This window comes from Stenotrophomonas sp. CS3K5 (assembly GCF_059515225.1).
The window spans coordinates 172,129-197,430 of record NZ_JCAKRX010000004.1 but is presented as its reverse complement, the minus strand read 5'-3'; the positions used below and the strand labels follow the sequence as shown (position 1 = coordinate 197,430).

General features: G+C 64.9%; 23 protein-coding genes and 3 tRNA genes. All 26 read left to right on the top strand.

Annotation, left to right across the window (positions count from 1 at the left end):
* Positions 1–124 precede the first annotated feature (124 nt).
* The 26 genes from AC5YGJ_RS08240 to rpsO all read left to right on the top strand — a co-directional run bounded on the left by AC5YGJ_RS08240 (position 125) and on the right by rpsO (position 25,262).
* Positions 125–1,060 (top strand): isopenicillin N synthase family dioxygenase, encoded by a 936-nt coding sequence (locus AC5YGJ_RS08240; RefSeq protein WP_107231069.1) that lies wholly within the window; start codon positions 125–127, stop codon positions 1,058–1,060.
* A 313-nt stretch (positions 1,061–1,373) separates the two neighbouring features.
* The gene (gene tpiA, locus AC5YGJ_RS08235; protein WP_249843337.1) at positions 1,374–2,129 is read left to right on the top strand and encodes a triose-phosphate isomerase; all 756 of its coding nucleotides are present in this window, start codon (positions 1,374–1,376) and stop codon (positions 2,127–2,129) included.
* A gap of 31 nt (positions 2,130–2,160) precedes the next feature.
* Positions 2,161–2,598 (top strand): preprotein translocase subunit SecG, encoded by a 438-nt coding sequence (gene secG, locus AC5YGJ_RS08230; protein ID WP_057497500.1) that lies wholly within the window; start codon positions 2,161–2,163, stop codon positions 2,596–2,598.
* Positions 2,599–2,649: 51 nt separating this feature from the next.
* Positions 2,650–2,734, top strand: a tRNA-Leu gene (locus AC5YGJ_RS08225).
* A 111-nt stretch (positions 2,735–2,845) separates the two neighbouring features.
* A complete protein-coding gene (locus tag AC5YGJ_RS08220; protein WP_005414075.1) occupies positions 2,846–3,202 on the top strand; it encodes an NADH-quinone oxidoreductase subunit A in 357 nt (118 codons plus the stop codon).
* Complete coding sequence (locus AC5YGJ_RS08215; RefSeq protein WP_005410463.1) at positions 3,193–3,747, top strand: NuoB/complex I 20 kDa subunit family protein; 555 nt, start codon at positions 3,193–3,195, stop codon at positions 3,745–3,747. Before AC5YGJ_RS08220 ends, AC5YGJ_RS08215 begins: the two co-directional genes overlap by 10 nt.
* 33 nt (positions 3,748–3,780) lie before the next feature.
* Positions 3,781–4,530, top strand: a complete 750-nt coding sequence (locus AC5YGJ_RS08210) for an NADH-quinone oxidoreductase subunit C (RefSeq protein ID WP_005410462.1) — start codon at positions 3,781–3,783, stop codon at positions 4,528–4,530.
* The gene (locus AC5YGJ_RS08205) at positions 4,527–5,834 is read left to right on the top strand and encodes an NADH-quinone oxidoreductase subunit D (RefSeq protein WP_106548825.1); all 1,308 of its coding nucleotides are present in this window, start codon (positions 4,527–4,529) and stop codon (positions 5,832–5,834) included. The genes AC5YGJ_RS08210 and AC5YGJ_RS08205 overlap by 4 nt, the downstream gene beginning before the upstream one ends.
* A gap of 97 nt (positions 5,835–5,931) precedes the next feature.
* Positions 5,932–6,459: an NADH-quinone oxidoreductase subunit NuoE gene (gene nuoE / locus AC5YGJ_RS08200; RefSeq protein WP_006381132.1), complete on the top strand. Its 528-nt coding sequence runs from the start codon at positions 5,932–5,934 to the stop codon at positions 6,457–6,459.
* A 4-nt stretch (positions 6,460–6,463) separates the two neighbouring features.
* Positions 6,464–7,804, top strand: coding sequence for an NADH-quinone oxidoreductase subunit NuoF (gene nuoF / locus AC5YGJ_RS08195; RefSeq protein WP_108750220.1), 1,341 nt, complete (start codon positions 6,464–6,466; stop codon positions 7,802–7,804).
* Positions 7,801–10,035, top strand: coding sequence for an NADH-quinone oxidoreductase subunit NuoG (nuoG, locus tag AC5YGJ_RS08190; RefSeq protein WP_496186244.1), 2,235 nt, complete (start codon positions 7,801–7,803; stop codon positions 10,033–10,035). The genes nuoF and nuoG overlap by 4 nt, the downstream gene beginning before the upstream one ends.
* Positions 10,032–11,126, top strand: a complete 1,095-nt coding sequence (gene nuoH, locus AC5YGJ_RS08185; RefSeq protein ID WP_107231065.1) for an NADH-quinone oxidoreductase subunit NuoH — start codon at positions 10,032–10,034, stop codon at positions 11,124–11,126. The genes nuoG and nuoH overlap by 4 nt, the downstream gene beginning before the upstream one ends.
* Before the next feature lie 3 nt (positions 11,127–11,129).
* Entirely contained in the window at positions 11,130–11,618 is a 489-nt protein-coding gene (gene nuoI, locus AC5YGJ_RS08180; RefSeq protein ID WP_461294364.1) for an NADH-quinone oxidoreductase subunit NuoI, read from the top strand.
* A 9-nt stretch (positions 11,619–11,627) separates the two neighbouring features.
* Complete coding sequence (locus tag AC5YGJ_RS08175) at positions 11,628–12,287, top strand: NADH-quinone oxidoreductase subunit J (RefSeq protein WP_496186243.1); 660 nt, start codon at positions 11,628–11,630, stop codon at positions 12,285–12,287.
* Positions 12,284–12,589, top strand: coding sequence for an NADH-quinone oxidoreductase subunit NuoK (gene nuoK / locus AC5YGJ_RS08170; protein ID WP_005417921.1), 306 nt, complete (start codon positions 12,284–12,286; stop codon positions 12,587–12,589). The genes AC5YGJ_RS08175 and nuoK overlap by 4 nt, the downstream gene beginning before the upstream one ends.
* A 7-nt stretch (positions 12,590–12,596) precedes the next feature.
* Complete coding sequence (gene nuoL, locus AC5YGJ_RS08165) at positions 12,597–14,765, top strand: NADH-quinone oxidoreductase subunit L (protein ID WP_249843341.1); 2,169 nt, start codon at positions 12,597–12,599, stop codon at positions 14,763–14,765.
* Positions 14,766–14,788: 23 nt separating this feature from the next.
* Positions 14,789–16,297, top strand: a complete 1,509-nt coding sequence (locus AC5YGJ_RS08160) for an NADH-quinone oxidoreductase subunit M (RefSeq protein WP_249843342.1) — start codon at positions 14,789–14,791, stop codon at positions 16,295–16,297.
* A 15-nt stretch (positions 16,298–16,312) separates the two neighbouring features.
* Entirely contained in the window at positions 16,313–17,773 is a 1,461-nt protein-coding gene (nuoN, locus tag AC5YGJ_RS08155; RefSeq protein WP_249843343.1) for an NADH-quinone oxidoreductase subunit NuoN, read from the top strand.
* 127 nt (positions 17,774–17,900) lie between these two features.
* Positions 17,901–17,977 (top strand) — tRNA-Met (locus AC5YGJ_RS08150).
* An 82-nt stretch (positions 17,978–18,059) separates the two neighbouring features.
* A tRNA-Met gene (locus AC5YGJ_RS08145) sits at positions 18,060–18,136 on the top strand.
* Between the two features lie 356 nt (positions 18,137–18,492).
* Positions 18,493–19,083, top strand: a complete 591-nt coding sequence (rimP, locus tag AC5YGJ_RS08140) for a ribosome maturation factor RimP (RefSeq protein ID WP_107231060.1) — start codon at positions 18,493–18,495, stop codon at positions 19,081–19,083.
* 4 nt (positions 19,084–19,087) lie between these two features.
* The gene (nusA, locus tag AC5YGJ_RS08135) at positions 19,088–20,599 is read left to right on the top strand and encodes a transcription termination factor NusA (RefSeq protein WP_057497491.1); all 1,512 of its coding nucleotides are present in this window, start codon (positions 19,088–19,090) and stop codon (positions 20,597–20,599) included.
* 92 nt (positions 20,600–20,691) lie between these two features.
* Complete coding sequence (gene infB / locus AC5YGJ_RS08130; RefSeq protein ID WP_496186242.1) at positions 20,692–23,337, top strand: translation initiation factor IF-2; 2,646 nt, start codon at positions 20,692–20,694, stop codon at positions 23,335–23,337.
* 90 nt (positions 23,338–23,427) lie between these two features.
* A complete protein-coding gene (gene rbfA / locus AC5YGJ_RS08125) occupies positions 23,428–23,811 on the top strand; it encodes a 30S ribosome-binding factor RbfA (protein ID WP_005410447.1) in 384 nt (127 codons plus the stop codon).
* 107 nt (positions 23,812–23,918) lie between these two features.
* Positions 23,919–24,827: a tRNA pseudouridine(55) synthase TruB gene (truB, locus tag AC5YGJ_RS08120; RefSeq protein WP_249843346.1), complete on the top strand. Its 909-nt coding sequence runs from the start codon at positions 23,919–23,921 to the stop codon at positions 24,825–24,827.
* Positions 24,828–25,001: 174 nt separating this feature from the next.
* Positions 25,002–25,262: a 30S ribosomal protein S15 gene (gene rpsO / locus AC5YGJ_RS08115; RefSeq protein WP_005410445.1), complete on the top strand. Its 261-nt coding sequence runs from the start codon at positions 25,002–25,004 to the stop codon at positions 25,260–25,262.
* Positions 25,263–25,302 lie beyond the last annotated feature (40 nt).

The window sequence follows — 25,302 nt, the reverse complement described above, 5'->3', positions numbered from 1 at the left end:
GGGTGGCGCATTGTATCGGTTTGTTTCTTCGTATCGGGTGGCGTACTCCGGGCGATCTGTCACAATGTTCAGGTGGGCCGTGAATGCGCGGCCCGCCCAGACCAACGACAAGCCAGGAACCGCTGTGAGCCAGATCCCCACCCTCGACATCACCCGTTTCGACAGCGACCGCGAGGCCTTCGTGGCCGAGCTGGGCGCGGCCTACCGCCAATGGGGATTCGCGGGCATCCGCAACCACGGCATCCCCCAGGCCGACATCGACGCGGCCTACGACGTCTTCAAGGCCTTCTTCGCGTTGCCGGAAGAGGTCAAGCGCAAGTACCACGTGGCCGGCAGCGGTGGTGCCCGCGGCTACACCCCGTTCGGCGTGGAAACCGCCAAGGGCTCCAAGCACTTCGACCTGAAGGAGTTCTGGCACATCGGTCGTGAGATCGCCGACGATTCCAAGTACCGCGACGTGATGGCACCGAACCTGTGGCCGACCGAGGTCGAGGGTTTCCGTGAGCGCGGCTATGGCCTGTACCAGGCGCTGGACAACCTGGGCTCGCGCGTACTGTCGGCGCTGGCCCTGCATATCGGCCTGCCGGAAAACTTCTTTGCCGACAAGACCAACTTCGGCAACTCGATCCTGCGCCCGATCCACTATCCGCCGATCACCACCGACGACATCCCGAACGTGCGTGCCGGTGCCCATGGCGACATCAACTTCATCACCCTGCTGGTCGGCGCCAGCGCCGCGGGCCTGGAAGTGCAGTCGCATGATGGTCAGTGGGTGCCGTTCACCTCGGACGCGGACACCATCGTGGTCAACATCGGCGACATGCTGCAGCGCCTGACCAACCATGTGTACCCGTCGACCATCCACCGCGTGGTCAATCCCCCGGGCGAGCTGGCGCGCCAGCCGCGTTACTCGGTGCCGTTCTTCCTGCACCCGAACCCGGACTTCCTGATCGACGTGCTGCCCTCGTGCATCACCGCCGAGAACCCGAGCCGCTACCCGGAAGCGATCACCGCCCATGGCTTCCTCGAGGAACGCCTGCGCGAGATCAAGCTGAAGTAATGAGTGAGAAGGCCGCCGAAAGGCGGCTTTTTCATTACAGGTAGTGCCGGCCGCTGGCCGGCAGCTCCAAAGCCAAAGCGGCTCTGGAATGTCCAGTGGGGAGGCGGGGGGTAGGGGTCAGATTCCTTTTCCTGCGGAAAAGGGATCTGACCCCGGCCAAGCCCACCCACTCAACCTGGCCTTTCGCGACCAACTCCCCCGCCACGAGGGGCTGCGCCGTTGGCTGAAAAATCATGTAACCGCTTACACGGAAACGGATTTTTGCCGTAACGGGTATCATGCTCGGCTGACTTCACACAGGAGCCACCCGCTCATGCGCCGCAAGATCGTCGCCGGAAACTGGAAGCTGCATGGCAGCCGTCAATTCGCCAATGAACTGCTGGGGCAGGTGGCCGCCGGGCTGCCGCTGGACGGGGTGGACGTGGTGATCCTGCCACCGCTGCCGTACCTGGGGGAGCTGGTCGAGGACTTCGGCGACACCGGCCTGGTGTTCGGCGCCCAGGACGTGAGCAGCAACGAGAAGGGCGCCTATACCGGTGAGGTCTGCGCCGCCATGCTGCATGAGGTCGGTGCCCGCTATGGCCTGGTCGGCCATTCGGAGCGCCGCCAGTACCACCATGAGAGCAGTGAGCTGGTCGCGCGCAAGTTCGCCGCGGCCCTGCACGCCGGGCTGGTGCCGGTGCTGTGCGTGGGCGAAACCCTGGAACAGCGCGAAGCCGGGCAGACCGAAGCGGTCATCGCCAGCCAGCTGGCCCCGGTGCTGGAGCTGACCGGCGCGGCCGGTTTCGCCCAGGCCGTGGTCGCCTACGAGCCGGTCTGGGCCATTGGCACCGGCCGCACCGCCAGCAAGGAGCAGGCGCAGCAGGTACACGCGTTCATCCGTGGCGAAGTCGCGCGCTTCGATGCTAGAATTGCTGATTCACTGCCCATTGTTTACGGCGGTAGCGTGAAGCCCGACAATGCCGGGGAACTGTTCGCGCAGCCGGATGTCGATGGTGGGCTGGTCGGCGGCGCCTCCCTGGTGGCCGCGGACTTCCTGGCCATCGCACGGGCGGCGGCCGCGAACTAATCCTAGAAGTATTGTCCGAGGGCGGTTTCCAATGCTGATGTTGATCCTCAATGTCGTCTACGTGCTGGTCGCTGTGGCCATGATCGCGCTGATCCTGATGCAGCGTGGCTCGGGTGCGGCGGCGGGTTCGGGCTTTGGTGCCGGCGCCTCGGGGACGGTGTTCGGTGCGCGTGGCGCCTCGAACTTCCTGTCCAAGTCGACCAAGTGGCTGGCTGTCGTGTTCTTCGGCATCAGCCTCTTCATGGCCTGGTACGCCGGTCACGGCAGCCGTCCGGCGGCCGACCAGGACCTGGGCCTGATGTCCGCCCCGGCGGCGACCGCTCCGGCGGCTCCGGCGGGCGAACTGCCGGCCGTTCCGAAGGCCGATGCGGTCCCGGCCGCCCCGGTTCCGGCCGCGAATGTGCCGGCTCAGGCGGAATCTTCGGTTTCTGGTGAAGAAAAGCCTTCGGAAGGCTCCCAGAAACACTGAAGCCGGTTACAATACGCGGCGCATCGGGAAGATAGTCTGATGTGATCGTTTGCCCAGGTGGCGGAATTGGTAGACGCACTACCTTGAGGTGGTAGCGACGCAAGTCGTAGGGGTTCGAGTCCCCTCTTGGGCACCATTTGTAAGTAAAGCGGGTTGGTCTGGCGCGCAAGGCGCCAGGCGCATTTCCGTCCACTCCCCCATGCCAAAGCGCCTGCAGGCGCGGCGGCAGAGGCAAGAGAGAATCGCTGTGCTGGCCGAATATTTGCCTTCTCTGCTGTTTCTGATCGTTGCCACCGGTATCGGCATTACGCTGATGCTGGTAGGCCGATTCCTCGGTCCCCGCCGCCCCGATCTGGAAAAGCTGTCGCCGTACGAGTGCGGCTTCGAAGCCTTCGAAGACGCGCGCATGAAGTTCGACGTGCGCTACTACCTGATCGCGATCCAGTTCATCGTCTTCGACCTGGAAATCATCTTCATCGTGCCGTGGACCCAGGTCTTCATGGAGCTCGGTGCCCGATCGCTGGTCACCATGGGCCTGTTCGTCGGCATGCTGTTCCTCGGTTTCATTTACGTCTGGAAGAAGGGAGCGCTGGAATGGGAGTGATTCAGACTCTCGATGGCCTCATGAACAACCCCACGCCGGAAGGCCGGGTTGACGACATCCTGCGGCCGGAAGGCGACAACCCGCTGCTGGAAAAGGGCTTTGTCACCACCAGCGTCGACGCACTGCTGAACTGGGCGCGCACCGGCTCGATGTGGCCGATGACCTTCGGTCTGGCCTGCTGCGCGGTCGAGATGATGCACGCCGGCGCCGCGCGCCTGGACCTTGACCGCTACGGCGTGGTGTTCCGCCCGTCGCCGCGTCAGTCCGACGTGATGATCGTGGCCGGTACCCTGGTCAACAAGATGGCCCCGGCGCTGCGCAAGGTCTACGACCAGATGCCGGACCCGAAGTGGGTCATCTCCATGGGTAGCTGCGCCAACGGCGGTGGCTATTACCACTACTCCTATTCTGTCGTGCGCGGCTGTGATCGCGTGGTGCCGGTGGACGTCTACGTCCCGGGCTGCCCGCCGACCGCCGAGGCGCTGGTGTACGGGATCCTGCAGCTGCAGAAGAAGATCTGGCGTACACAGACCATCGCCCGCTGACCCCTTCACCTGACAAGAGCGCGCCAAGCCCCCATGGCAGAGCAAGCATCCTTCATCGACCGACTCTCCGCACGTTTCGCAGGTGCGAAGGTCATCGTGGTCGAACCCCGCGGCGAAGTGACGCTGGAAGTGCCTGCCGCCGAGTGGCACGCCACCGCCCTGGCGCTGCGTGACGAGTTTGGTTTCGAGCAGGCCGTGGATCTCTGCGGCGTCGATTACCTCGGCTATGGCTCCGACGAATGGGACACCGCTGACGTGTCCTCGCAGGGCTTCAGCCGCGGTGTCGAAGGCAAGGCCCAGGGCCGTTTCGCGTGGGGTGAATTCCCCACCGAGGAAAACGGTGCCGACGGCGCCCGCCCGCAGCACATGCCGACCCAGCGTTTCGCCGTGGTCGCCCAGCTGCGTTCGTACCAGCACAACCTGATGATGCACCTGCGCTGCTTCGCCCCTGACGAAGCACTGCCGGTGGTGTCCTCGCTGACCGGCATCTGGCCGGGCCTGAACTGGTTCGAGCGCGAAGCGTTCGACCTGTACGGCGTGATCTTCGAAGGCCACCCGGACCTGCGCCGGATCCTGACCGACTACGGTTTCGTCGGCCATCCGTTCCGCAAGGACTTCCCGCTGATCGGCAATGTCGAAGTCCGCTACGACGAAGAAAAGAAGCGCGTGATCTACGAACCGGTCACCTCGGTGGAGCCGCGCGTCGGCGTGCCGCGCGTGATCCGTGACGACGCCCGTCTGCAGACCGCAGAAGGTGAGCGCGCGCAGGAGGCAGTGAAGTGAGCGAGTTCCACCAGGCCCGCGAAGCGTTCGCGAGCAATCCGGCCGAAGCACGGCAGGAAATCCGCAACTACACCATGAACTTCGGCCCGCAGCATCCGGCCGCGCACGGTGTGCTGCGCCTGATCCTGGAAATGGACGGCGAAACCATCATGCGCGCCGACCCGCACGTGGGTCTGCTGCATCGTGGTACCGAAAAGCTGGCCGAATCCAAGCCGTTCAACCAGTCGATCGGCTACATGGATCGCCTGGATTACGTGTCGATGATGTGCAACGAGCACGCTTACGTGCGCGCGATCGAGACCCTGATGGGTATCGAAGCGCCGGAGCGTGCGCAGTACATCCGCACCATGTACGACGAAATCACCCGCATCCTCAACCACCTGATGTGGCTGGGCTCCAACGCACTCGACCTGGGTGCCATGGCGGTGATGCTGTACGCCTTCCGCGAGCGCGAAGAACTGATGGACTGCTATGAAGCGGTCTCCGGCGCGCGCATGCACGCGGCGTACTACCGTCCGGGCGGTGTCTACCGCGACCTGCCGGACCACATGCCGAAGTACAAGGAATCGCGCTGGCACAAGGGCAAGGCGCTGAAGCAGCTCAATGCTTCGCGCGAAGGCTCGTTGCTGGACTTCCTGGAGAACTTCACCGTCGAGTTCCCCAAGCGCATCGACGAATACGAAACCCTGCTGACCGACAACCGCATCTGGAAGCAGCGTACCGTCGGCATCGGCGTGGTCACTCCGGAACTGGCCCACCAGTGGGGCATGACCGGCGTGATGCTGCGCGGCTCGGGCGTTGCCTGGGACCTGCGCAAGAAGCGCCCGTACGCCAAGTACGATGCCGTCGATTTCGACATCCCGCTGGGCAAGGAAGGCGACTGCTATGACCGTTACCTGGTCCGCGTTGCCGAAATGCGCGAATCCAACCGCATCATCAAGCAGTGCGTGGCGTGGCTGAAGGCCAACCCGGGCCCGGTGATGGTGAAGAACTTCAAGGTCGCTCCGCCCAAGCGCGAGGACATGAAGGACGACATGGAAGCGCTGATCCACCACTTCAAGCTGTTCAGCGAAGGCTACTGCGTGCCGGCCGGCGAGACCTACTCGGCGGTGGAAGCCCCGAAGGGCGAGTTCGGCTGCTACCTGGTCTCCGATGGCGCCAACAAGCCGTTCCGCGTGCACCTGCGTGCACCGGGCTTTGCCCACCTGTCCTCGATCGATTCGATCGTGCGCGGCCACATGCTGGCCGACGTGGTGGCGATGATCGGTACCTACGATCTGGTGTTCGGCGAGGTTGACCGGTAATGCCGTCAGCCACGCCAACGCCCGCTGCAGGCAGCCGGCGCAAGCCGGCGCCGCAGTTTCTGCAATTTCACGTTATGCATTTCGCTGAGGTCGGCCGATGAAGGCGACAGGTAATTTCGAGGCGGCGCGCGACGTCGACCCGATGGTGGTGCTGAGCGACAAGACCCGCGCTCACATCGATCACTGGCTGTCCAAGTTCCCGCCGGACCGCAAGCGCTCTGCCGTGCTGCAGGGCCTGCATGCGGCCCAGGAGCAGAACGAGGGCTGGCTGACCGACGAACTGATCGCCGGCGTGGCCAAGTACCTGGACCTGCCGCCGGTGTGGGCCTACGAAGTGGCCAGCTTCTACTCGATGTTCGAGACCGAGAAGGTGGGCCGCAACAACGTGGCCATCTGCACCAACATCAGCTGCTGGCTCAATGGCGCCGAAGACATCGTGCGCCATTGCGAGAAGAAGCTGGGCATCAAGCACGGTGAATCGACCCCGGACGGCCGCGTCTACCTCAAGCGCGAGGAAGAGTGCCTGGCTGGCTGTGGTGGCGCGCCGATGATGGTCATCAACGGTCACTACCATGAGCGTCTGACCCTGGAAAAGGTCGACGAGCTGCTGGACGGGCTGGAGTAAGGGCATGGCACATCACCACGAATCCAAGGGTCCGGTCGGCCCCGCGCCGCTGCCGCACCAGGTGGTCTACACCACCCTGCATTACGACACCCCGTGGTCGTACGAAAGCTACCTCAAGACCGGTGGCTACGCCGCCCTGCGCAAGATCCTCGAAGAGAAGATCCCGCCGGAGCAGGTCATCGAGATGGTCAAGGCCTCGGGCCTGCGCGGCCGCGGTGGCGCTGGCTTCCCGACCGGCCTGAAGTGGTCCTTCATGCCCAAGGGCAACATGCAGAAGTACATCCTCTGCAACTCGGACGAATCCGAGCCGGGCACCTGCAAGGATCGCGACATCCTGCGCTACAACCCGCATTCGGTGGTGGAGGGCATGGCCATTGCCTGCTACGCCACCGGTTCGACCGTGGGCTACAACTACCTGCGCGGTGAGTTCCACCACGAGCCGTTCGAGCACTTCGAGCAGGCCCTGGCCGACGCCTATGCGAACGGCTGGCTGGGCAAGAACGTGATGGGCTCGGGCGTGGACATCGACATCTACGGTGCCCTGGGCGCCGGCGCGTACATCTGCGGCGAAGAAACCGCACTGATGGAATCGCTGGAAGGCAAGAAGGGTCAGCCGCGCTACAAGCCGCCGTTCCCGGCGAACTTCGGCCTGTACGGCAAGCCGTCGACGATCAACAACACCGAAACCTACGGTTCGGTGCCGGCGATCATCCGCAACGGTCCGGAGTGGTTCAAGGGCCTGAGCCTGACCGGCAACGGCGGCCCGAAGTGCTTCTCGGTGTCCGGCTGCGTGCAGAACGGCGGCAACTTCGAAGTGCCGCTGGGCACCACCTTCGACGACCTGCTGGAAATGGCCGGTGGCCTGCGTCCGGGCCGCACCCTGAAGGGCGCGATTCCGGGCGGCGTGTCGATGCCGGTGCTGACCGCGGCCGAGCTGAAGGGCCTGCCGATGGACTACGACACCATCCGCGCACTGGGCTCGGGCCTGGGTTCGGGTGCCGTCGTGGTGCTGGATGACAGCGTGTGCTGCGTCAAGTTCGCCTGCCGCATCAGCCAGTTCTTCCACAAGGAATCCTGTGGCCAGTGCACCCCGTGCCGTGAGGGCACCGGCTGGATGCACCGCGTGCTGGAGCGCATCGTCGCCGGCAAGGCCACGATGGAAGACCTGCACCAGCTGAAGGCGGTGGCCGGCCAGATCGAAGGCCACACCATCTGTGCGTTCGGCGAAGCGGCTGCATGGCCCATCCAGGGCTTCCTGCGCCAGTTCTGGGACGAGTTCGAGTACTACATCGTCAACGGTCATTCGATGGTTGACGGCAAGAAGGTGGAGGCAGCCGCTGCATGAGCGCGCAACCCGTAAATCCGAGCGTCCCACCCGATCACGTCACCATCGAGATCGATGGCAAGTCGCTGGTCGTGCCCAAGGGCTCGATGATCATCCAGGCCGCCGACAAGGCCGGCATCTCCATTCCGCGCTTCTGCTACCACGAGAAGCTGCCGATCGCCGCCAACTGCCGCATGTGCCTGGTGGACGTGGAGAAGTCGCCGAAGCCGGCGCCGGCCTGCGCCACGCCGGTGATGGACGGCATGAAGGTCGCCACCCGCAGCGAGAAGGCACTGAAGTTCCAGCGCTCGGTGATGGAGTTCCTGCTCATCAACCACCCGCTGGACTGCCCGATCTGCGATCAGGGCGGCGAGTGCGAGCTGCAGGACGTGTCGCTGGGCTATGGCCGTTCGGTCAGCCGCTTCAACGAGCGCAAGCGCGTGGTGCCCGACGAAGACATGGGCCCGCTGGTCGCCACCGAGATGACCCGCTGCATCCAGTGCACCCGCTGCGTGCGCTTCACAGCAGACGTGGCTGGCACCTATGAACTGGGTGGCATGTACCGTGGCGAGAACCTGCAGATCGGTACCTACGACGGCAAGCCGCTGACCACCGAACTGTCGGGCAACGTCGTCGACGTCTGCCCGGTCGGTGCGCTGACCAACAAGGTGTTCCAGTTCCGCGCCCGCCCGTGGGAACTGACCGCGCGCGAATCGCTGGGCTACCACGACGCGATGGGTTCGAACCTGTTCCTGCATGTACGCCGCGGCGAAGTGCTGCGTACCGTGCCGCGTGACAACGAAGCCGTCAACGAGTGCTGGCTGTCCGACCGCGACCGCTACTCGCACCAGGGCCTGTACAGCGAAGACCGTGCGGTCAAGCCGCTGCGCAAGGTCAATGGCGAGTGGAAGGAAGTGAGCTGGGCCGAAGGTCTGGCCGCAGCCGCCGACATCCTCAAGGCCAACCAGGGCGACAACCTGGGCGTGCTGGTGCACCCGTCCACCTCGAACGAGGAAGGCGCGCTGCTGGCCCGCCTGGCCAAGGGCCTGGGCTCGAGCAACATCGACCACCGCATCAACAACCGCGATTTCTCCGACGCCGCAACCGCCGAAGTGTTCGGCCTGCCGCTGGCCGAAATCGAAGGCGCCGACCGCATCGTCGTTCTGGGCAGCAACATCCGCCACGAACTGCCGCTGCTGCACGCCCGCCTGCGCAAGGCGCAGACCACCAACGGCGCCAAGATCCACGTCGTCAACCCGGTGGACTTCGACTTCGCCTTCAGCATTGCCGGCAAGCAGATCGTCGCGCCGTCGAAGTTCGTCGACGCACTGGCCAACGCCGAGCTGCGTTCGGCAGTGCAGGGCGGCAACAACACCGTGCTGATCGTCGGTGGCATCGCCGAGAACCACCCGCAGGCTGCCGCGATCCGCGCCGCTGCGCGTGACTTCGCTGCCGCCACCGGTGCCAAGCTGTGCCGCATCCCGCAGGGCGCGAATGCCATTGGCCTGACCCGCGCCGGCGTGCTGCCGGCCGGCAAGGACGTCGCCGCGATGCTGGCGCAGCCGCGCCAGGCCTACGTGGTGTACGGCCTGGAGCCGGGCCTGGACTTCGCCGACGCGCCGGCCGCGCGCAAGGCGCTGGCCGGTGCCCAGGTGGTGGCCTTCAGCCAGTTCGCCTGCACCTCGACCCGCGATGTTGCCGACGTGATCCTGCCGATCGGTGCGCTGCCGGAAATCGACGCCACCCTGACCAACCTCGATGGTCGCCAGCAGTCGGCGCGTGCCGGCGGCAAGCTGCCGGGCGAGGCCCGTGAAGGCTGGCGCGTGCTGCGTGCCCTGGGCGGCGACATGGCGCTGGCCGGTTTCGACTTCACCGACCTGGCCGGCCTGCGTGCCAGCCTGGCGCCGGTGTCGGTCGCCGTGGCTGCCTCCGCGCAGCCGGCCGTTGCCGGCGAAGGCCTGGAAGTGGCTTCGACCGCCGCGATCTACCGCACCGATGCGGTGGTCCGTCGCGCTCCGGCGCTGCAGTCGCATCCGCTCAACAACGCCCCGCGCATCGTGCTCAACGCTGACGATGCCGCTCGCCTGCAGCTGCAGGAAGGGCAGATGGCCAAGGTCGGCACCGATGCCGGCAAGGCCACCCTGCCGGTGGTGGTCGACGCCCGCGTCGCTGCGGGTTCGGTCTGGATTGAATCGGGCCACGGCGCGACCGCGCCGCTGGGTGCCGCTCGCGTATCGGTGGTGGCTGCATGAACGAATTGCTGTTGAACGCGGTCGACCCGCTGCACCAGTGGCTGCTTGGCCTCGGTGACATCGGCGCGCTGATCTGGATCATCCTGAAGATCCTGGTGATCACCGTGCCGGTGATCGTCTCGGTGGCCTTCTACGTGGTCTGGGAACGCAAGCTGATCGGCTGGATGCACGTCCGCCACGGCCCGATGTACGTGGGCATGGGCATCTTCCAGGCCTTCGCCGACGTCTTCAAGCTGCTGTTCAAGGAAGTGGTCCAGCCGAGCAGCGCCAACAAGGCGATCTACCTGCTGGCGCCGCTGATCACCCTCGCGCCGGCCTTCGCGGCCTGGTCGGTGGTGCCCTTCGATTCGCAGATCGTGCTGTCCAATGCCAACGCCGGCCTGCTGTACCTGCTGGCGATGACCTCGCTGGGCATCTACGGCATCATCCTGGCCGGTTGGGCCTCCAACTCGAAATACGCGTTCCTGGGTGCGATGCGCGCCTCGGCGCAGATGATCAGCTACGAAATCGCGATGGGCTTCGCCCTGGTCGGCGTGATGATCGCTGCCGGCAGCCTGAACCTGAGCAACATCGTGATGGCGCAGGCCGGCAGCTCCGGCTTCTTCGACTGGTTCCTGCTGCCGCTGTTCCCGCTGTTCGTCATCTACTGGGTGTCGGGCGTGGCTGAAACCAACCGCGCGCCGTTCGACGTGGTGGAAGGCGAGTCGGAAATCGTGGCCGGCCACATGGTCGAGTACTCCGGCGGCGCGTTCGCGCTGTTCTTCCTGGCCGAATACGCGAACATGATCCTGATCAGCTTCCTGATCTCGATCTTCTTCCTCGGCGGCTGGCTGAGCCCGGTCCAGGGCTGGGTCAACTTCGGTGATGTCTCGCCGCTGGTCGACTGGATCTGGAAGGGCGGTGCACCGTGGCTGTTCGTCAAGGTGTTCTTCTTCGCCAGTGCCTACATCTGGTTCCGTGCCAGCTTCCCGCGCTTCCGCTATGACCAGATCATGCGCCTGGGCTGGAAGGTCTTCATCCCGCTGGCCATTCTGTGGATCGCGGTTACCGCCGTCATGGTGTTCTTCGGCGTGATTCAAAAGGGCGTCTAAGTGATGAACAGGATTACCCATTACTTCAAGAGCCTGCTGCTGCTCGAACTGCTGGCCGGTCTTTGGCTGACGCTGAAGTACAGCTTCAAGCCGAAGTACACGCTGATGTACCCGATGGAGAAGTTCCCGCAGTCGCCGCGCTTCCGTGGCCTGCACGCGCTGCGCCGTTACCCCAACGGCGAAGAGCGCTGCATCGCCTGCAAGCTGTGCGAAGCGGTGTGCCCGGCGCTGGCCATCACCATCGACTCGGCCAAGCGCGAGGACGGCACCCGCCGTACCACCCGCTACGACATCGACCTGTTCAAGTGCATCTTCTGCGGCTTCTGTGAAGAAAGCTGCCCGGTGGACTCGATCGTCGAAACCCACATCCTCGAGTACCACTTCGAGAACCGTGGCGAAAACATCGTTACCAAGCCGCAGCTGCTGGCCCTTGGCGATCGTCTCGAAAACGAGATCGCCGAGCGTCGTGCCGCCGACGCCGCTTACCGCTGAGGTCGAGAGATGGATTGGGTAAATATCGCTTTCTGGGTGTTCGCCATCGCGGCAACGGTTTCGGCCGGTGCGGTGATCAGCGTGCGCAACCCGGTTCACGCCGTGCTGTGCCTGGTGCTGACCTTCTTCTCCATTGCCTGCGTGTGGCTGCTGGTGGGCGCCGAGTTCCTCGGCGTGGCGCTGGTGCTGGTGTACGTCGGTGCGGTGATGGTGCTGTTCCTGTTCGTGGTGATGATGCTGGACATCGACCCCACCAAGCTGCGTGAGGGCTGGGTGCGCTACCTGCCGGTCGGCCTGATTGTCGCGGTCGCGATGCTGGCGCAGATGCTGATCCTGATCGGGGTCAAGGCGCGTTCGGTCACGCCGTTCCCGGCCGACAACGCCGCCGCGATCGCCGCCGACAGCTCCAACATCACTTGGCTGGCGCGCACGCTGTTCACCGAATACCTGCTGCCGTTCGAGTTCGCCGCCGTCATCCTGACCGTGGCCGTGGTTGCCGCCGTGATGCTGACCCTGCGTCGCCGCACCGGCGTGAAGAGCCAGAACCCGGGCGAGCAGACCATGGTCAAGGCCGACCAGCGCCTGCGCATGGTCAAGATGGATGCCGAACAGCCGGTGGTCCACAGCAACAACACGCCTGCCGCAGGCCAAGAGGAGACCAAGGCATGATCACGCTGGGCCATATCCTCGCGCTGGGCGCGGTGCTGTTTGCCATCAGCCTGGCCGGCATCTTCCTCAACCGGAAGAACGTCATCGTCCTGCTGATGTCGATCGAGCTGATGCTGCTGTCGGTGAACATCAACTTCGTCGGCTTCTCGCGCCAGCTGGGCGACCCGTCCGGCCAGCTGTTCGTGTTCTTCATCCTGACCGTCGCCGCCGCGGAAGCCGCCATCGGCCTGGCGATCCTGGTGACCCTGTTCCGCACCCGCCGCACGATCAATGTCGGCGAAGTCGATTCGTTGAAGGGCTGATCCACAGATGGAAATCACTCTCTCCAAGAGTCTGTTGATCGCAGTGGTGCTTGCACCGCTGTTCGGCAGCATCATCGCCGGCCTGTTCGGTCGCCAGGTCAAGCGCTTCGGCGCGCAGACCCTCACCATCCTCGGCGTCGCAGTTGCCTGCGGCCTGTCGATGTACACGTTCTACCAGCTGATGTGGGGCGGCGCGCAGCCGTTCAACCAGAACATCTACACGTTCTTCGAGGTTGGCCAGTACTCGGCCCACGTCGGCTTCATGGTCGACAAGCTGACCGCGATGATGATGGTGGTGGTGACCTTCGTGTCGCTGCTGGTCCACATCTACACCATCGGCTACATGCAGGACGACCCGGGCTACCAGCGGTTCTTCAGCTACATCTCGCTGTTCACCTTCTCGATGCTCACCCTGGTGATGAGCAACAACTTCCTGCAGCTGTTCTTCGGCTGGGAAGCGGTGGGCCTGGTGTCGTACCTGCTGATCGGCTTCTGGTTCAAGCGCCCGACCGCGATCTTCGCCAACATGAAGGCGTTCCTGGTCAACCGCGTCGGTGACTTCGGCTTCCTGCTGGGCATCGCCGGCGTTCTGTGGGTGTTCGGCACCCTGGACTACTCGCAGGTGTTCTCGCAGGCCGGCATGCTGGCTGATCCGCGCGCCCAGCTGCAGATCTGGGACGGCACGATCCTCGGCATGCAGCTGCTCAACGAGCCGGTGATCTGGTCGATCGCCACCGTCATCTGCATCTGCCTGTTCATCGGCGCCATGGGCAAGTCGGCCCAGGTCCCGCTGCACGTGTGGCTGCCGGACTCGATGGAAGGCCCGACCCCGATCTCGGCCCTGATCCACGCCGCGACCATGGTGACCGCCGGTATCTTCATGGTCACCCGCATGTCGCCGTTGTTCGAGTTGTCGCAGACCGCGCTGAACTTCGTGCTGTTCATCGGTGCCACCACCGCGTTCTTCACCGGCCTGATCGGCATCGTGCAGAACGACATCAAGCGCGTCGTCGCGTACTCCACGCTGTCGCAGCTGGGCTACATGACCGTCGCCCTGGGCGTGTCGGCCTATTCGGCCGCCGTGTTCCACCTGATGACCCACGCCTTCTTCAAGGCCCTGCTGTTCCTGGGTGCCGGCTCGGTCATCATCGCGATGCACCACGAGCAGGACATGCGCAAGATGGGCGGCCTGCGCAAGTACATGCCGATCACCTTCATCACCATGTGGATCGGTACCCTGGCGCTGGTCGGCACGCCGTTCTTCTCCGGCTTCTACTCGAAGGACACCATCATCGAGGCGGCCGAGCTGCACGCGCACCTGTCCAACAACTGGGTGGCCACCTACGGCTACTGGGCGGTGCTGGGTGGCGTGATCGTCACCAGCTTCTACAGCTTCCGCCTGCTGTTCCTGACCTTCCATGGCAAGGAACGCTTCCGCGACGCGCATGATGATCATGCCCATGGCCACGGTCATGACGATCACCACGCCGCCGACGCCCACCACGGTGATGCGCACCACGACGACCACGGTCATGGCCATGGTCCGCATGAGCCGCACGAAACCCCGTGGGTGGTGACCCTGCCGCTGATCCTGCTGGCCATCCCGTCGATCGCCATCGGTTTCTTCAGCATCGGTCCGATGTTGTACGGCACCGACTGGGCAGGCCACCACGCGCACGACGCCATCAAGGGCCAGGCGCATACGTTCTTCACCGGCATCGTCGATTTCTACGATCCGGCCAAGAACACCATCGGCTTCCTGGGTGAAGAGTTCCACGGCCCGGTCGCCTTCGCGCTGCACGGCATGATGGCACCTGCGTTCTTCCTGACCGTTGCGGGCTTCCTGCTGGCTGCACTGTTCTACCTGTGGAAGCCGGACCTGTCGGGCAAGGCGCGCAAGGCCTTCGCCCCGATCGTTTCGGTGCTGGAAAACAAGTACGGCTTCGACAAGCTGTGGATCGATGGCTTTGCCGGCGGCAGCGTCAAGCTGGGCAAGGTCTCGCGCTGGATCGACAGCAACATCGTCGACGGCGTGGTCAATCTCTCGGCACGTGTTGTGGACGTCGCAGCCGGCGTGCTGCGTCGTACCCAATCCGGTTTCCTCTATCACTACGCCTTCGCGATGATCATCGGCCTGATTGCCCTGCTGGGCGTGCTGATGCATTACCTGCGTTGATGACCTGTACGGAATAAGAAGACGTGTCGAACTGGCCTCTACTCAGTGTCCTCATCTGGCTGCCGATCATCGGTGGCGCCCTGATCCTTGCGATCCGTGATGCGCAGACCGCCCGCTGGGCGTCGCTGGGCGTGGCGGTCCTCACCTTCGTTGCAAGCCTTTCGCTGCTGAGCGGCTACAACCCGGGTGTCGACGGCCTGCAGTTCGTCGAGACCCATGCCTGGATCCCGGCGTACAAGATCGGCTACAACCTGGGCGTGGACGGCATTGCCATCGCGCTGATCCTGCTGACCACGCTGGTCAGCGTGCTTGCCCTGATCGGCGCCTGGAGCGCCATCGACAAGCGTGTGAACCAGTACGTGGCCGCCTTCCTGATCCTGGAAGGCGTCACCGTCGGCATCTTCGCCGCGACGGACGCGATGCTGTTCTACGTGTTCTTCGAAGCGATGCTGATCCCGATGTTCCTGATCATCGGTGTCTGGGGCGGCCCGCGCCGCATCTACGCTGCGCTGAAGTTCTTCCTGTACACCTTCCTCGGCTCGGTGCTGATGCTGGTGGCGCTGATCTACCTGTACATGAAGGGCGGCAGCTTCCAGCTGGCCGACCTGTATGCGCTGCCGCTGTCGGCCAAGGAACAGACCTGGATCTTCTTCGCTTTCCTGATCGCCTTTGCGGTCAAGGTGCCGATGTTCCCGGTCCACACCTGGCTGCCGGACGCGCACGTGGAAGCGCCGACCGCCGGTTCGGTGATCCTGGCCGCCATCGCGCTTAAGATCGGTGGCTACGGCTTCCTGCGCTTCAACCTGCCGATCGTCCCGGACGCATCGCAGGAATGGGCCTGGCTGGTGATCGCGCTGTCGCTGATCGCAGTGATCTACGTCGGCCTGGTCGCCCTGGTGCAGGACGACATGAAGAAGCTGATCGCCTATTCGTCGATCGCGCACATGGGTTTTGTCACCCTGGGCACCTTCATCGCTCTGTGGCTGGTGCGTGAAGCCGGCAACGCCGATGCGGCCCGCCTGGGCCTGCAGGGCGCCATGGTGCAGATGATTTCGCACGGTTTCGTGTCCGGCGCGATGTTCTCCTGCGTCGGCGTGCTGTACGACCGCATGCACAGCCGCCGCATCGCCGATTACGGCGGCGTGGTCAACGTGATGCCGTGGTTCGCCACCTTCGCCATGCTGTTCTTCATGGCCAATGCCGGCCTGCCGGGCACCAGCGGTTTCGTCGGTGAGTTCATGGTCATCCTGTCGGCGTTCCAGCGTAATCCGTGGATCGCGCTGGGTGCGGCCACCACGCTGATCATCGGCGCGGCCTACACCCTGTGGCTGTACAAGCGCATCTTCTTCGGCGAGGTGGCCAACAGCCACGTGGCCGAACTGAAGGACATCAACGGCCGCGAATGGCTGGTGCTGGGCGTGTTCGCCGTCGGCGTGCTGGCCCTGGGCATCTACCCCAAGCCGCTGACCGACCTGATGGAGCCCTCGATCGCGAAGCTGGCCATGCAGATCGCATCCAGCAAGCTGCTGTAATTCCAGGATTTGATGATGACCACCTCGCCGCTGCTGCCATTGACCGCCGCCGACCTGCCACCGCTCGCTCCCGAGCTGGTGCTGATCGGCAGCGCCTTCGCCCTGATGATCCTCGACCTGTTCGTCAGCAACCGGAACAAGATCGTCACCCACCTGTTCTCGCTCGCTGCGCTGGCCGTGGTGCTGTTCATGCTGGCCACCGGCGTGGGCGGGCAGGGCGAAGTCTTCCATGGCATGTTCGTGCGTGATACCGCCGCGGACGTGATGAAGACCGGAATCGTGCTGCTCAGCGGCCTGACCCTGGTCTATGGCTGGCGCTACCTGCGTGACCGCAACCTGTTCCAGGGCGAGATCCCGGTGCTGATCCTGTTCGGCACCGCCGGCATGATGATCCTGGTCTCGGCCGGCAGCCTGCTGATGGTCTACCTGGGCCTGGAACTGCTGGCGCTGTGCTCCTACGCCCTGGTCGCCAGCAACCGCGACAGCGGTCTGGCCTCGGAAGCGGCGATGAAGTACATCGTGCTCGGTTCGCTGGCCTCGGGCCTGCTGCTGTACGGCATGTCGCTGATCTACGGCGCCACCGGCAGCCTGCACCTGGACGTCATCCGTGATGCCATTCCGCACTCGGAAGAGCGCGTGCTGCTGATCACCGGTGCGGTGTTCATGATCGCCGGCGTCGCCTTCAAGCTCGGCGCCGCGCCGTTCCACATGTGGCTGCCCGACGTGTACCAGGGTGCGCCGGCGCCGATCGCGCTGTTCATCAGCTCGGCGCCGAAGCTGGCCGCGTTCGGCATGGCCTACCGCCTGCTGGAAATGGGCGTGGGCCCGCTGTCCACCGAGCTGCAGCTGCTGATCGCCGGCCTGGCCGCGGTCTCGCTGGTGATCGGCAACCTGATGGCCATCGCGCAGAGCAACCTCAAGCGCATGCTGGCGTTCTCCACCGTCTCGCACATCGGCTTCCTGCTGATGGGCATCGCCGGTGGCGGCGCGCAGGGCTATGCGGCGGCGCTGTTCTACGCCCTGGCCTACGCCATCATGTCCACCGCCGCTTTCGGCGCGATCATCGCGCTGTCGCGTGCCGGATTTGAAGCCGAGAACATCGAGGACTTCAAGGGCCTGAATGCCCGCAACCCGTGGATGGCCGGCCTGGTGCTGTGCATCATGGCGTCGCTGGCTGGCATCCCGCCGTTCCTGGGCTTCTGGACCAAGCTGGCCGTGCTTGGCGCGGCCGTCAACGGCGGCCTGCTGTGGCTGGCCATCCTCGGCGTGCTGTGTGCCGTGGTCGGCTGCTTCTACTACCTGCGCGTCATCAAGGTCATGTACTTCGATGAGCCGGTGGGCGAGGCCATGCCGCGCAGCAACGACCGCGTGCTGGGCCTGGTGCTGGGCGTGAACGCACTGGCGCTGCTGGCGCTGGGTATCGCCTGGAACCCGATCATGGTCTGGTGCCAGCAGGCATTTGCGCATCTTGCATAAAAGTTGACACAAAGCTGCGTGATTCGTGTAATATGCGCAGCCTGAGTTGTCACTGCAGCGGTTCAGCCAGAACATCGTTGCGGTAGCCCTCCTCGAAAGAGCAGGGCAGCAGTTCAAACACTTCCGGTGCGGGGTGGAGCAGTCTGGCAGCTCGTCGGGCTCATAACCCGAAGGTCGCAGGTTCAAATCCTGCCCCCGCTACCAACATCGAACCGGCGCCAACCGGCTTGATGAATGAGGGAAAGCTTGCATTTTTTGAAGCCATCACTCATAATTCCGCTTCTGATGCGGGGTGGAGCAGTCTGGCAGCTCGTCGGGCTCATAACCCGAAGGTCGCAGGTTCAAATCCTGCCCCCGCTACCAAGTAAAGAGATCGCCTTCGAAGTCCTGCTTCGGAGGCGTTTTTCTTTGGGGCGGTGCTCGGTCCGCCGGGCCATGCCCGGCGAGCGCAGCGGAAGCTTCGGGGTAACCCCGCACCTTGCACCAGTGCGGTGCAGCCGCTATCATCAGCAGCCTAGCACTACCCCTGAAGGCGGCCTCCCGGCGGGAGTCCGGACCCGGAAGGAGGGCCGCAACCGGCAGGCAATGCAGGTTGCAACCGGAATCCAGTCACCGGAGTCTTTCCGGAAAAGGGGCCCAGCGGGCCCTTTGTCGTTTCCGGGGCGTCATGTTTTCACGCCGGCCAAGGCCGGCACCCAACCAAGAGATCAAGGCAGGCTGTGAGCGACAAGGCAACCGACATCGCGAATCTGCTCGCCCCGACCGTTGTGTCGCTGGGCCTGGAGCTGCTGGGCGTTGAGTATCTGCCGGCCCCCGGCGGTGCGACCCTGCGCCTTTACATCGACGTGCCGCTGGCTGAACAGCCCGAGCGCATCATCAATGTCGACGACTGCGAGCGGGTCAGCCGCGAAGTCTCGGCGCAGCTGGACGTTGAAGACCCGATCAGCGGCAACTACACGCTGGAAGTGTCTTCGCCGGGCGTGGACCGCCCGCTGTTCAACCTGGAGCAGTTCGCCCGCCACCAGGGCGAATCGGCCAAGGTCACGCTGAAGCTGCCGCAGGACAATCGTCGTCGTCTGCAGGGCCGCATCGAAGCGACCGACGAAGCCGCAGGCACCATCACCTTCATCGTCGACAAAACCGAAGTGGTGGTGTCGGCTGACAACATCGACAAGGCACGGATCATGCCCGACTGGGTGGCGCTGGGGCTGGCCCCGAGCAAGCCGACCGGTCCGGCACCGAAGCGTCCGAAGCCGAACCCGAATTCTTCTTCCAACGAGCCGGCGGCAAAGAAGCCGCGCGCGGAGTGAGCCAATGAGCAAGGAACTGTTGCTGGTAGTCGACGCAGTCGCCAACGAGAAGGGCGTGCCGCGTGAAGTGATCTTCGATGCCATCGAGGCCGCCTTGGCCTCGGCAGCGAAGAAGCGCTATCCCGACGAGGAAGTGCTGACCCGCGTGGTCATCGACCACAAGGATGGCAGCTACGAAACCTACCGCCGCTGGGAAGTGGTGGCCGATGACGTGGTCATGGAATCGCCGGACCGCCAGATCCGCCTGATGGACGCCGTCGATGAAGCCGAAGGCGTGGACGTCGGCGACTACATCGAAGAGCAGATCGAAAACCCGGACTTCGGCCGCATCGCCGCCCAGGCCGCCAAGCAGGTCATCGTCCAGCGCGTGCGCGAAGCCGAGCGCCAGCAGGTGGTGGATGCGTGGAAGGATCGCGTCGGCGAGCTGATCACCGGTGTGGTCAAGCGCGCCGAGCGCGGCAACATCTACGTCGACCTCGGCGGCAACGCCGAAGGCTTCATTCCGAAGGACAAGGGCATTCCGCGCGACGTGCTGCGCGCCGGTGACCGCGTGCGCGGCTACCTGGCCGAAGTGCGCTCGGAGCCGCGTGGCCCGCAGCTGTTCATCAGCCGCGCCGCCCCGGAATTCATGATCGAGCTGTTCAAGCTGGAAGTGCCGGAAGTCGGCCAGGGCCTGGTGGAAATCAAGGCCTGTGCCCGCGATCCGGGCGACCGCGCCAAGATCGCCGTGCTGGCCCACGACCAGCGTACCGATCCGATCGGTGCCTGCATCGGCATGCGCGGTTCGCGCGTGCAGGCTGTGTCGAACGAGCTCAATGGCGAGCGCGTGGACATCGTGCTGTGGAACGACAACCCGGCCAACTTCGTCATCAACGCGATGGCGCCGGCCGAAGTGCAGTCGATCATCGTCGATGAAGACAAGCACTCGATGGACCTGGCCGTGGCAGAAGACCGCCTGGCCCAGGCCATCGGCAAGGGCGGCCAGAACGTGCGCCTGGCCAGCCGCCTGACCGGCTGGCAGCTCAACGTGATGACCCAGGACCAGGTCACCGCCAAGTCGGAAGCCGAGCAGGCGTCGGCCCGCCAGCTGTTCATGGACAAGCTGGAAGTGGACGAGGAAATCGCCGGCATCCTGGTCAGCGAAGGCTTCGGCACCGTCGAGGAAATCGCTTATGTCCCGGTTGGCGAGCTGCTGGCCGTGGAAGGTTTCGACGAAGACATCGTCGAAGAGCTGCGCGCTCGTGCCCGCGATGCGCTGCTCAATGAGGCCCTGGCAGTCGAGGAAGGCCTTGAAGACGGCCAGCCGGCGCAGGACCTGCTGTCCCTGAAGGGCATGGACGAAGCCACCGCGTATGCGCTGGCCGGCCACGGCGTGCGTACCAGCGAGGACCTGTCCGACCTGGCCGCCGACGAGGTCATGGACTTCGGCATCGAAGGGCTGGACCAGGAGCGCGCTGCTGCGCTGATCCTGGCCGCGCGTGCCGAGGAGATCGCCCGACTGGAACGCGGCGAATGAGCCGGCAATGAACAGGGCCCTGAGCCGCTCAGGGCGTAGAATCCGCGCCACCTCCAGATGCGGGGGGGCGCCCACAAGATCATAGGATCCGAATGTCGCAGCAAACCACCATCCGCAAGCTTGCCGAACTGGTCAACACGCCGGTCGAAAAACTGCTGGAACAGCTGGCCGGTGCCGGCATGAAGTTCAGCGGTCCCGACCAGGTCGTGACCAGCTCCGAGAAGGTGAAGCTCCTGGGCTTCCTTCGTCGTTCGCACGGCAAGCCCGAGCAGGCCCCGGAAGAGACCGATCAGTCTGCAAAGAAGATCACGCTCAACCGCCGGAAGCAGCAGGAAGTGACGGTCAATTCCGGTCGCAGCAAGACGACCGTGAATGTCGAGGTGCGCCAGAAGCGCACCTACGTCAAGGATGGTGCTCGCGCCATGACCCCGGACGAAGAGCGCGCCGACATCCTGCGCAAGCTGGAAGAGTCGCGTGCCCGCAACCTCGCCGAACAGCAGGCCCTGGCCGAGAAGGATCGTCTGCGCGACGAAGCCATCGTCCGTGCCCGTGAGGAAGAGGTTGCGGCCAAGGAACGCGCAGAGGCCGAGAAGAAGGCCGCCGAAGAAGCTGCGGCTGCCGCCAAGGCGGCCGAGGCACTGGCCGCCACCAAGCCCAAGCGTGCTCCGATCGATGAAACCGCGCCGCGCCCGCCGCGTACCCCGGCCGCCGCTCCGGCAGCGCCGCGCAGTGCACCGCCGCCGCCGCGCAACGATGACCGCAACAACCGCAGCGCGCCGCGCAACGAGCGTGGCCCGGGCGACCGTTTCGCCGGCCAGATGCACCTGTCGGCCGCCGATCGTGCGCGTCGTGGCAACAGCAACAACAGCAACACCCGGGGTCGTCCGGGTGGCCGCAACCAGGCCGGTGGCCGTCGCGACATGTCGCGCGGTGGCAGCAATGCCGGCCCGCACGCGTTCGAGCGTCCGACCGCACCGGTGGTGCGTGAAGTGGCGATCGGCGAAACCATCACCGTGGCCGACCTGGCGCAGAAGCTCGCGCTGAAGGGCGGCGAGGTGGTGAAGGCGCTGTTCAAGATGGGCGTGATGGCCACCATCACCCAGTCCATCGACCACGACACCGCTGCGCTGGTGACCGAAGAACTCGGCCACAAGGCGATCCGTGCCAACGACAACGACGCCGAAGACGCACTGCTGGCCTCGACCGGTGAAAACCAGGGCGAAGCCGTGCAGCGTCCGCCGGTGGTCACCATCATGGGCCACGTCGACCACGGCAAGACCTCGCTGCTGGATTACATCCGTCGCACCAAGGTCGCTACCGGCGAAGCCGGCGGCATCACCCAGCACATCGGCGCCTACCACGTGGATACGCCGAAGGGCGTGATCAGCTTCCTGGATACCCCGGGCCACGCAGCGTTCACCTCGATGCGTGCACGCGGCGCCAAGCTGACCGACATCGTGGTGCTGGTGGTGGCGGCCGATGACGGCGTCATGCCGCAGACCAAGGAAGCGATCCAGCACGCCCGTTCGGCGGGTGTGCCGCTGATCGTGGCGATCAACAAGATCGACAAGTCCGGCGCCGACCCGATGCGGGTCAAGAACGAGCTGCTGTCCGAGCAGGTCGTGGCCGAAGACTTCGGTGGTGACATCCAGATGGTGGAGATCTCGGCCAAGACCGGCCTGGGCATCGACGACCTGCTGGACGCGGTGTCGGTGCAGGCCGAACTGCTGGAACTGAAGGCCGTCGACGAAGGCCGCGCCTCGGGCGTGGTGATCGAATCGTCGCTGGACAAGGGCCGCGGCCCGGTCGCTACCGTGCTGGTGCAGCAGGGCCGCCTGAAGAAGGGCGACTACCTGGTGTGCGGCATCCAGTACGGCCGCGTGCGTGCGCTGTTTGACGAAACCGGCAAGCAGCCGGAATTCGCCGGCCCGTCCATCCCGGTGCAGGTCCTGGGCCTGTCCGGCGTGCCGGAAGCCGGCGACGACTTCGTGGTCGTCGAGGACGAGCGCCTGGCCAAGGATGTCGCCCAGCAGCGCGAGACCAAGCGTCGTGAATCGCGCCTGGTCGCCACCGCTGGCAGCCGCATGGAAGACATCATGGCAACCCTGGGCAAGGGCGAGGGCCAGCAGGTCCTCAACCTGGTCATCAAGGCCGACGTGCAGGGTTCGGTGCAGGCCCTGAGCCAGGCACTGGTCGCGCTGTCCAACGAAGACATCCGCATCAACGTGATCCACTCCGGCGTGGGCGGCATCACCGAATCGGACGCCAATTCGGCGGCCGCTTCGAAGGCCACCGTCATCGGCTTCAACGTGCGTGCGGATGCTTCGGCCCGTCGCATCATCGAATCCAACGGCGTTGACCTGCGTTACTTCTCGATCATCTATGACGTGATCGATCAGGTGAAGCAGGTGGCCTCCGGTCTGCTGGGCGTGGAGATCCGCGAAGAGATCATCGGTATTGCCGAGGTCCGCGACGTGTTCCGCAGCTCCAAGCTGGGCGCCGTTGCCGGCTCGATGGTCATCGAGGGCGTGGTCAAGCGCAACAAGCCGATCCGCGTCCTGCGCGACAGCGTGGTGATCTTCGAAGGCGAACTGGAATCGCTGCGCCGCTTCAAGGAGAACGTCGAGGAAGTCCGCAACGGTACCGAATGCGGTATCGCGGTGAAGGCCTACAACGACGTCAAGCCGGGTGACCAGATCGAGTGCTTCGAGCGTATCGAAGTGCCGCGCACCCTGTAATGCTGCAACGGACCGGTCCTCACGGGCCGGTCCGCCACCCTGGTGGGCCCGACCTTGGTCGGGTCACATTCAAATCAAGAGCCTGACCGCGTGCCCAAGACTTTCCATCGAACCGACCGTGTCTCCGCCCAGCTGCGCCGTGAACTCGGCACCCTGGTGCACAACGCCGTGCGCGAGCACGGGTTGCCCTCGGTGAGCGTGTCCGACGTGGAAATCACCCGCGACATGGCCCATGCCAAGGTGTTCGTCACCGCGCTGATGCCCGAGCGCTCGGCCGAGGCGGTGGCCGGGCTGAAGGAGCTGGGCTACCGCCTGCGCATGGACCTGGCCCGGGCGATGAAGCTGCGCCACGTGCCGGAGCTGCATTTCCACTACGACGACTCGGTCGACCGTGGTGAGCACATCGACAACATCCTGCGCGACCTGCCCGATACGCTGGCTGCGGAGAAGCGTCGCGAGAGCGACGAAGAATAACCGCGCGACGCCGGGCATGCCCGGCGTTGTTGCATTCCGGCAGCGCGATGTCTGATGCAGGCAGCGCTGTGGCAGTCGAGCATGGCTCGACTCTACGAAATCCTGTCATGACCCGAATTCAGTTCCGCCGCCTGGATGGCATCCTGCTGCTCGACAAGTCGACCGGCATGAGCTCCAACGCCGCCCTGCAGGTGGCCCGTCGCCTGTTCCGCGCCGAAAAGGGTGGCCACACCGGCAGCCTCGACCCGCTGGCCACCGGGCTGCTGCCGCTGTGCTTCGGTGAAGCCACCAAGATCGCCGGTCTGCTGCTCGGTTCGGCCAAGGCCTACGACGCCGAGATCGTGCTCGGCCAGACCACCGATACCGATGATGCCGAAGGCCAGGTGCTGCTGCAGCGCCCGGTGCCTGCCATCAGTGCAGACGCCCTGCAGGCCGCGCTGGCGCCGCTCACCGGCAGCATCCTGCAGCGTGCGCCGATCTATTCGGCGCTCAAGCAGGGCGGTGAGCCGCTGTATGTGAAGGCCCGCCGTGGTGATGTCATCCAGGCACCCGAGCGCGAGGTGCAGGTGCATGCCATCGAGGTGCTGGAGCAGCAGCCGGAACGGCTGCGCCTGCGCGTGACCTGCGGCTCGGGCACCTACATCCGCAGCCTGGCCCGTGATCTGGGCGAGGCCCTGGGCTGTGGCGCCCACATCAGCGCGCTGCGCCGGCTCTGGGTGGAACCTTTCCGTGAGCCGGCCATGGTCACCCTGGACCAGCTGCGCACAATGGTCGAGGCCGGCGACGAGGCGGGTATGGACGCACTGCTGCTGCCGCTGGCCGCCGGGCTGGCCGAATACCCGCGGGTCGACCTCGATGCCGAACAGGCGCATCGCTTCTGCGTGGGCCAGCGCCAGCGCGACCTGTCCTGGCCGCAGGGCCTGGTGGCCGTGTTCGGTCCGGACGATGCTGTCCAGGGGCTCGGACAGGTTGATGACAGCGGCCTGCTGGCCCCGCAGCGCCGTTTCAACCTCTGACCAGGTCAGGCTGGTTCAGCCCCGGTCCTTGTCCCGGAAGCCCCTGGCCGTTACAATTTCGCGGCCGTTTTCCGGCAGCCTGCTCCACGCAGGTTTCATCCTTGTAGTCCACGGCGAGCCTGGCGGTGCGCGAAGCGCGTTCCTGCCGGCCACGCATCACAGAGAAAAAAGAAAATGTCGATCGACACCCAGAAGGTCATTGAAGACAACAAGCGCAGCTCGGCTGACACCGGCTCCCCGGAAGTCCAGGTGGCCCTGCTGACCGCCCGCATCGAGCTGCTGACCGGCCACTTCAAGACCCACAAGAAGGACCACCACAGCCGCCGCGGCCTGCTGCAGATGGTCAACCGCCGTCGCAGCCTGCTCGACTACCTGAAGAAGAAGGACGTCGAGCGTTACAAGGCCCTGATCGAAAAGCTTGGCCTGCGTCGCTAAGCAACGAATCCCCCGCGGCGCAGCGATGCGCCGCGGTTTT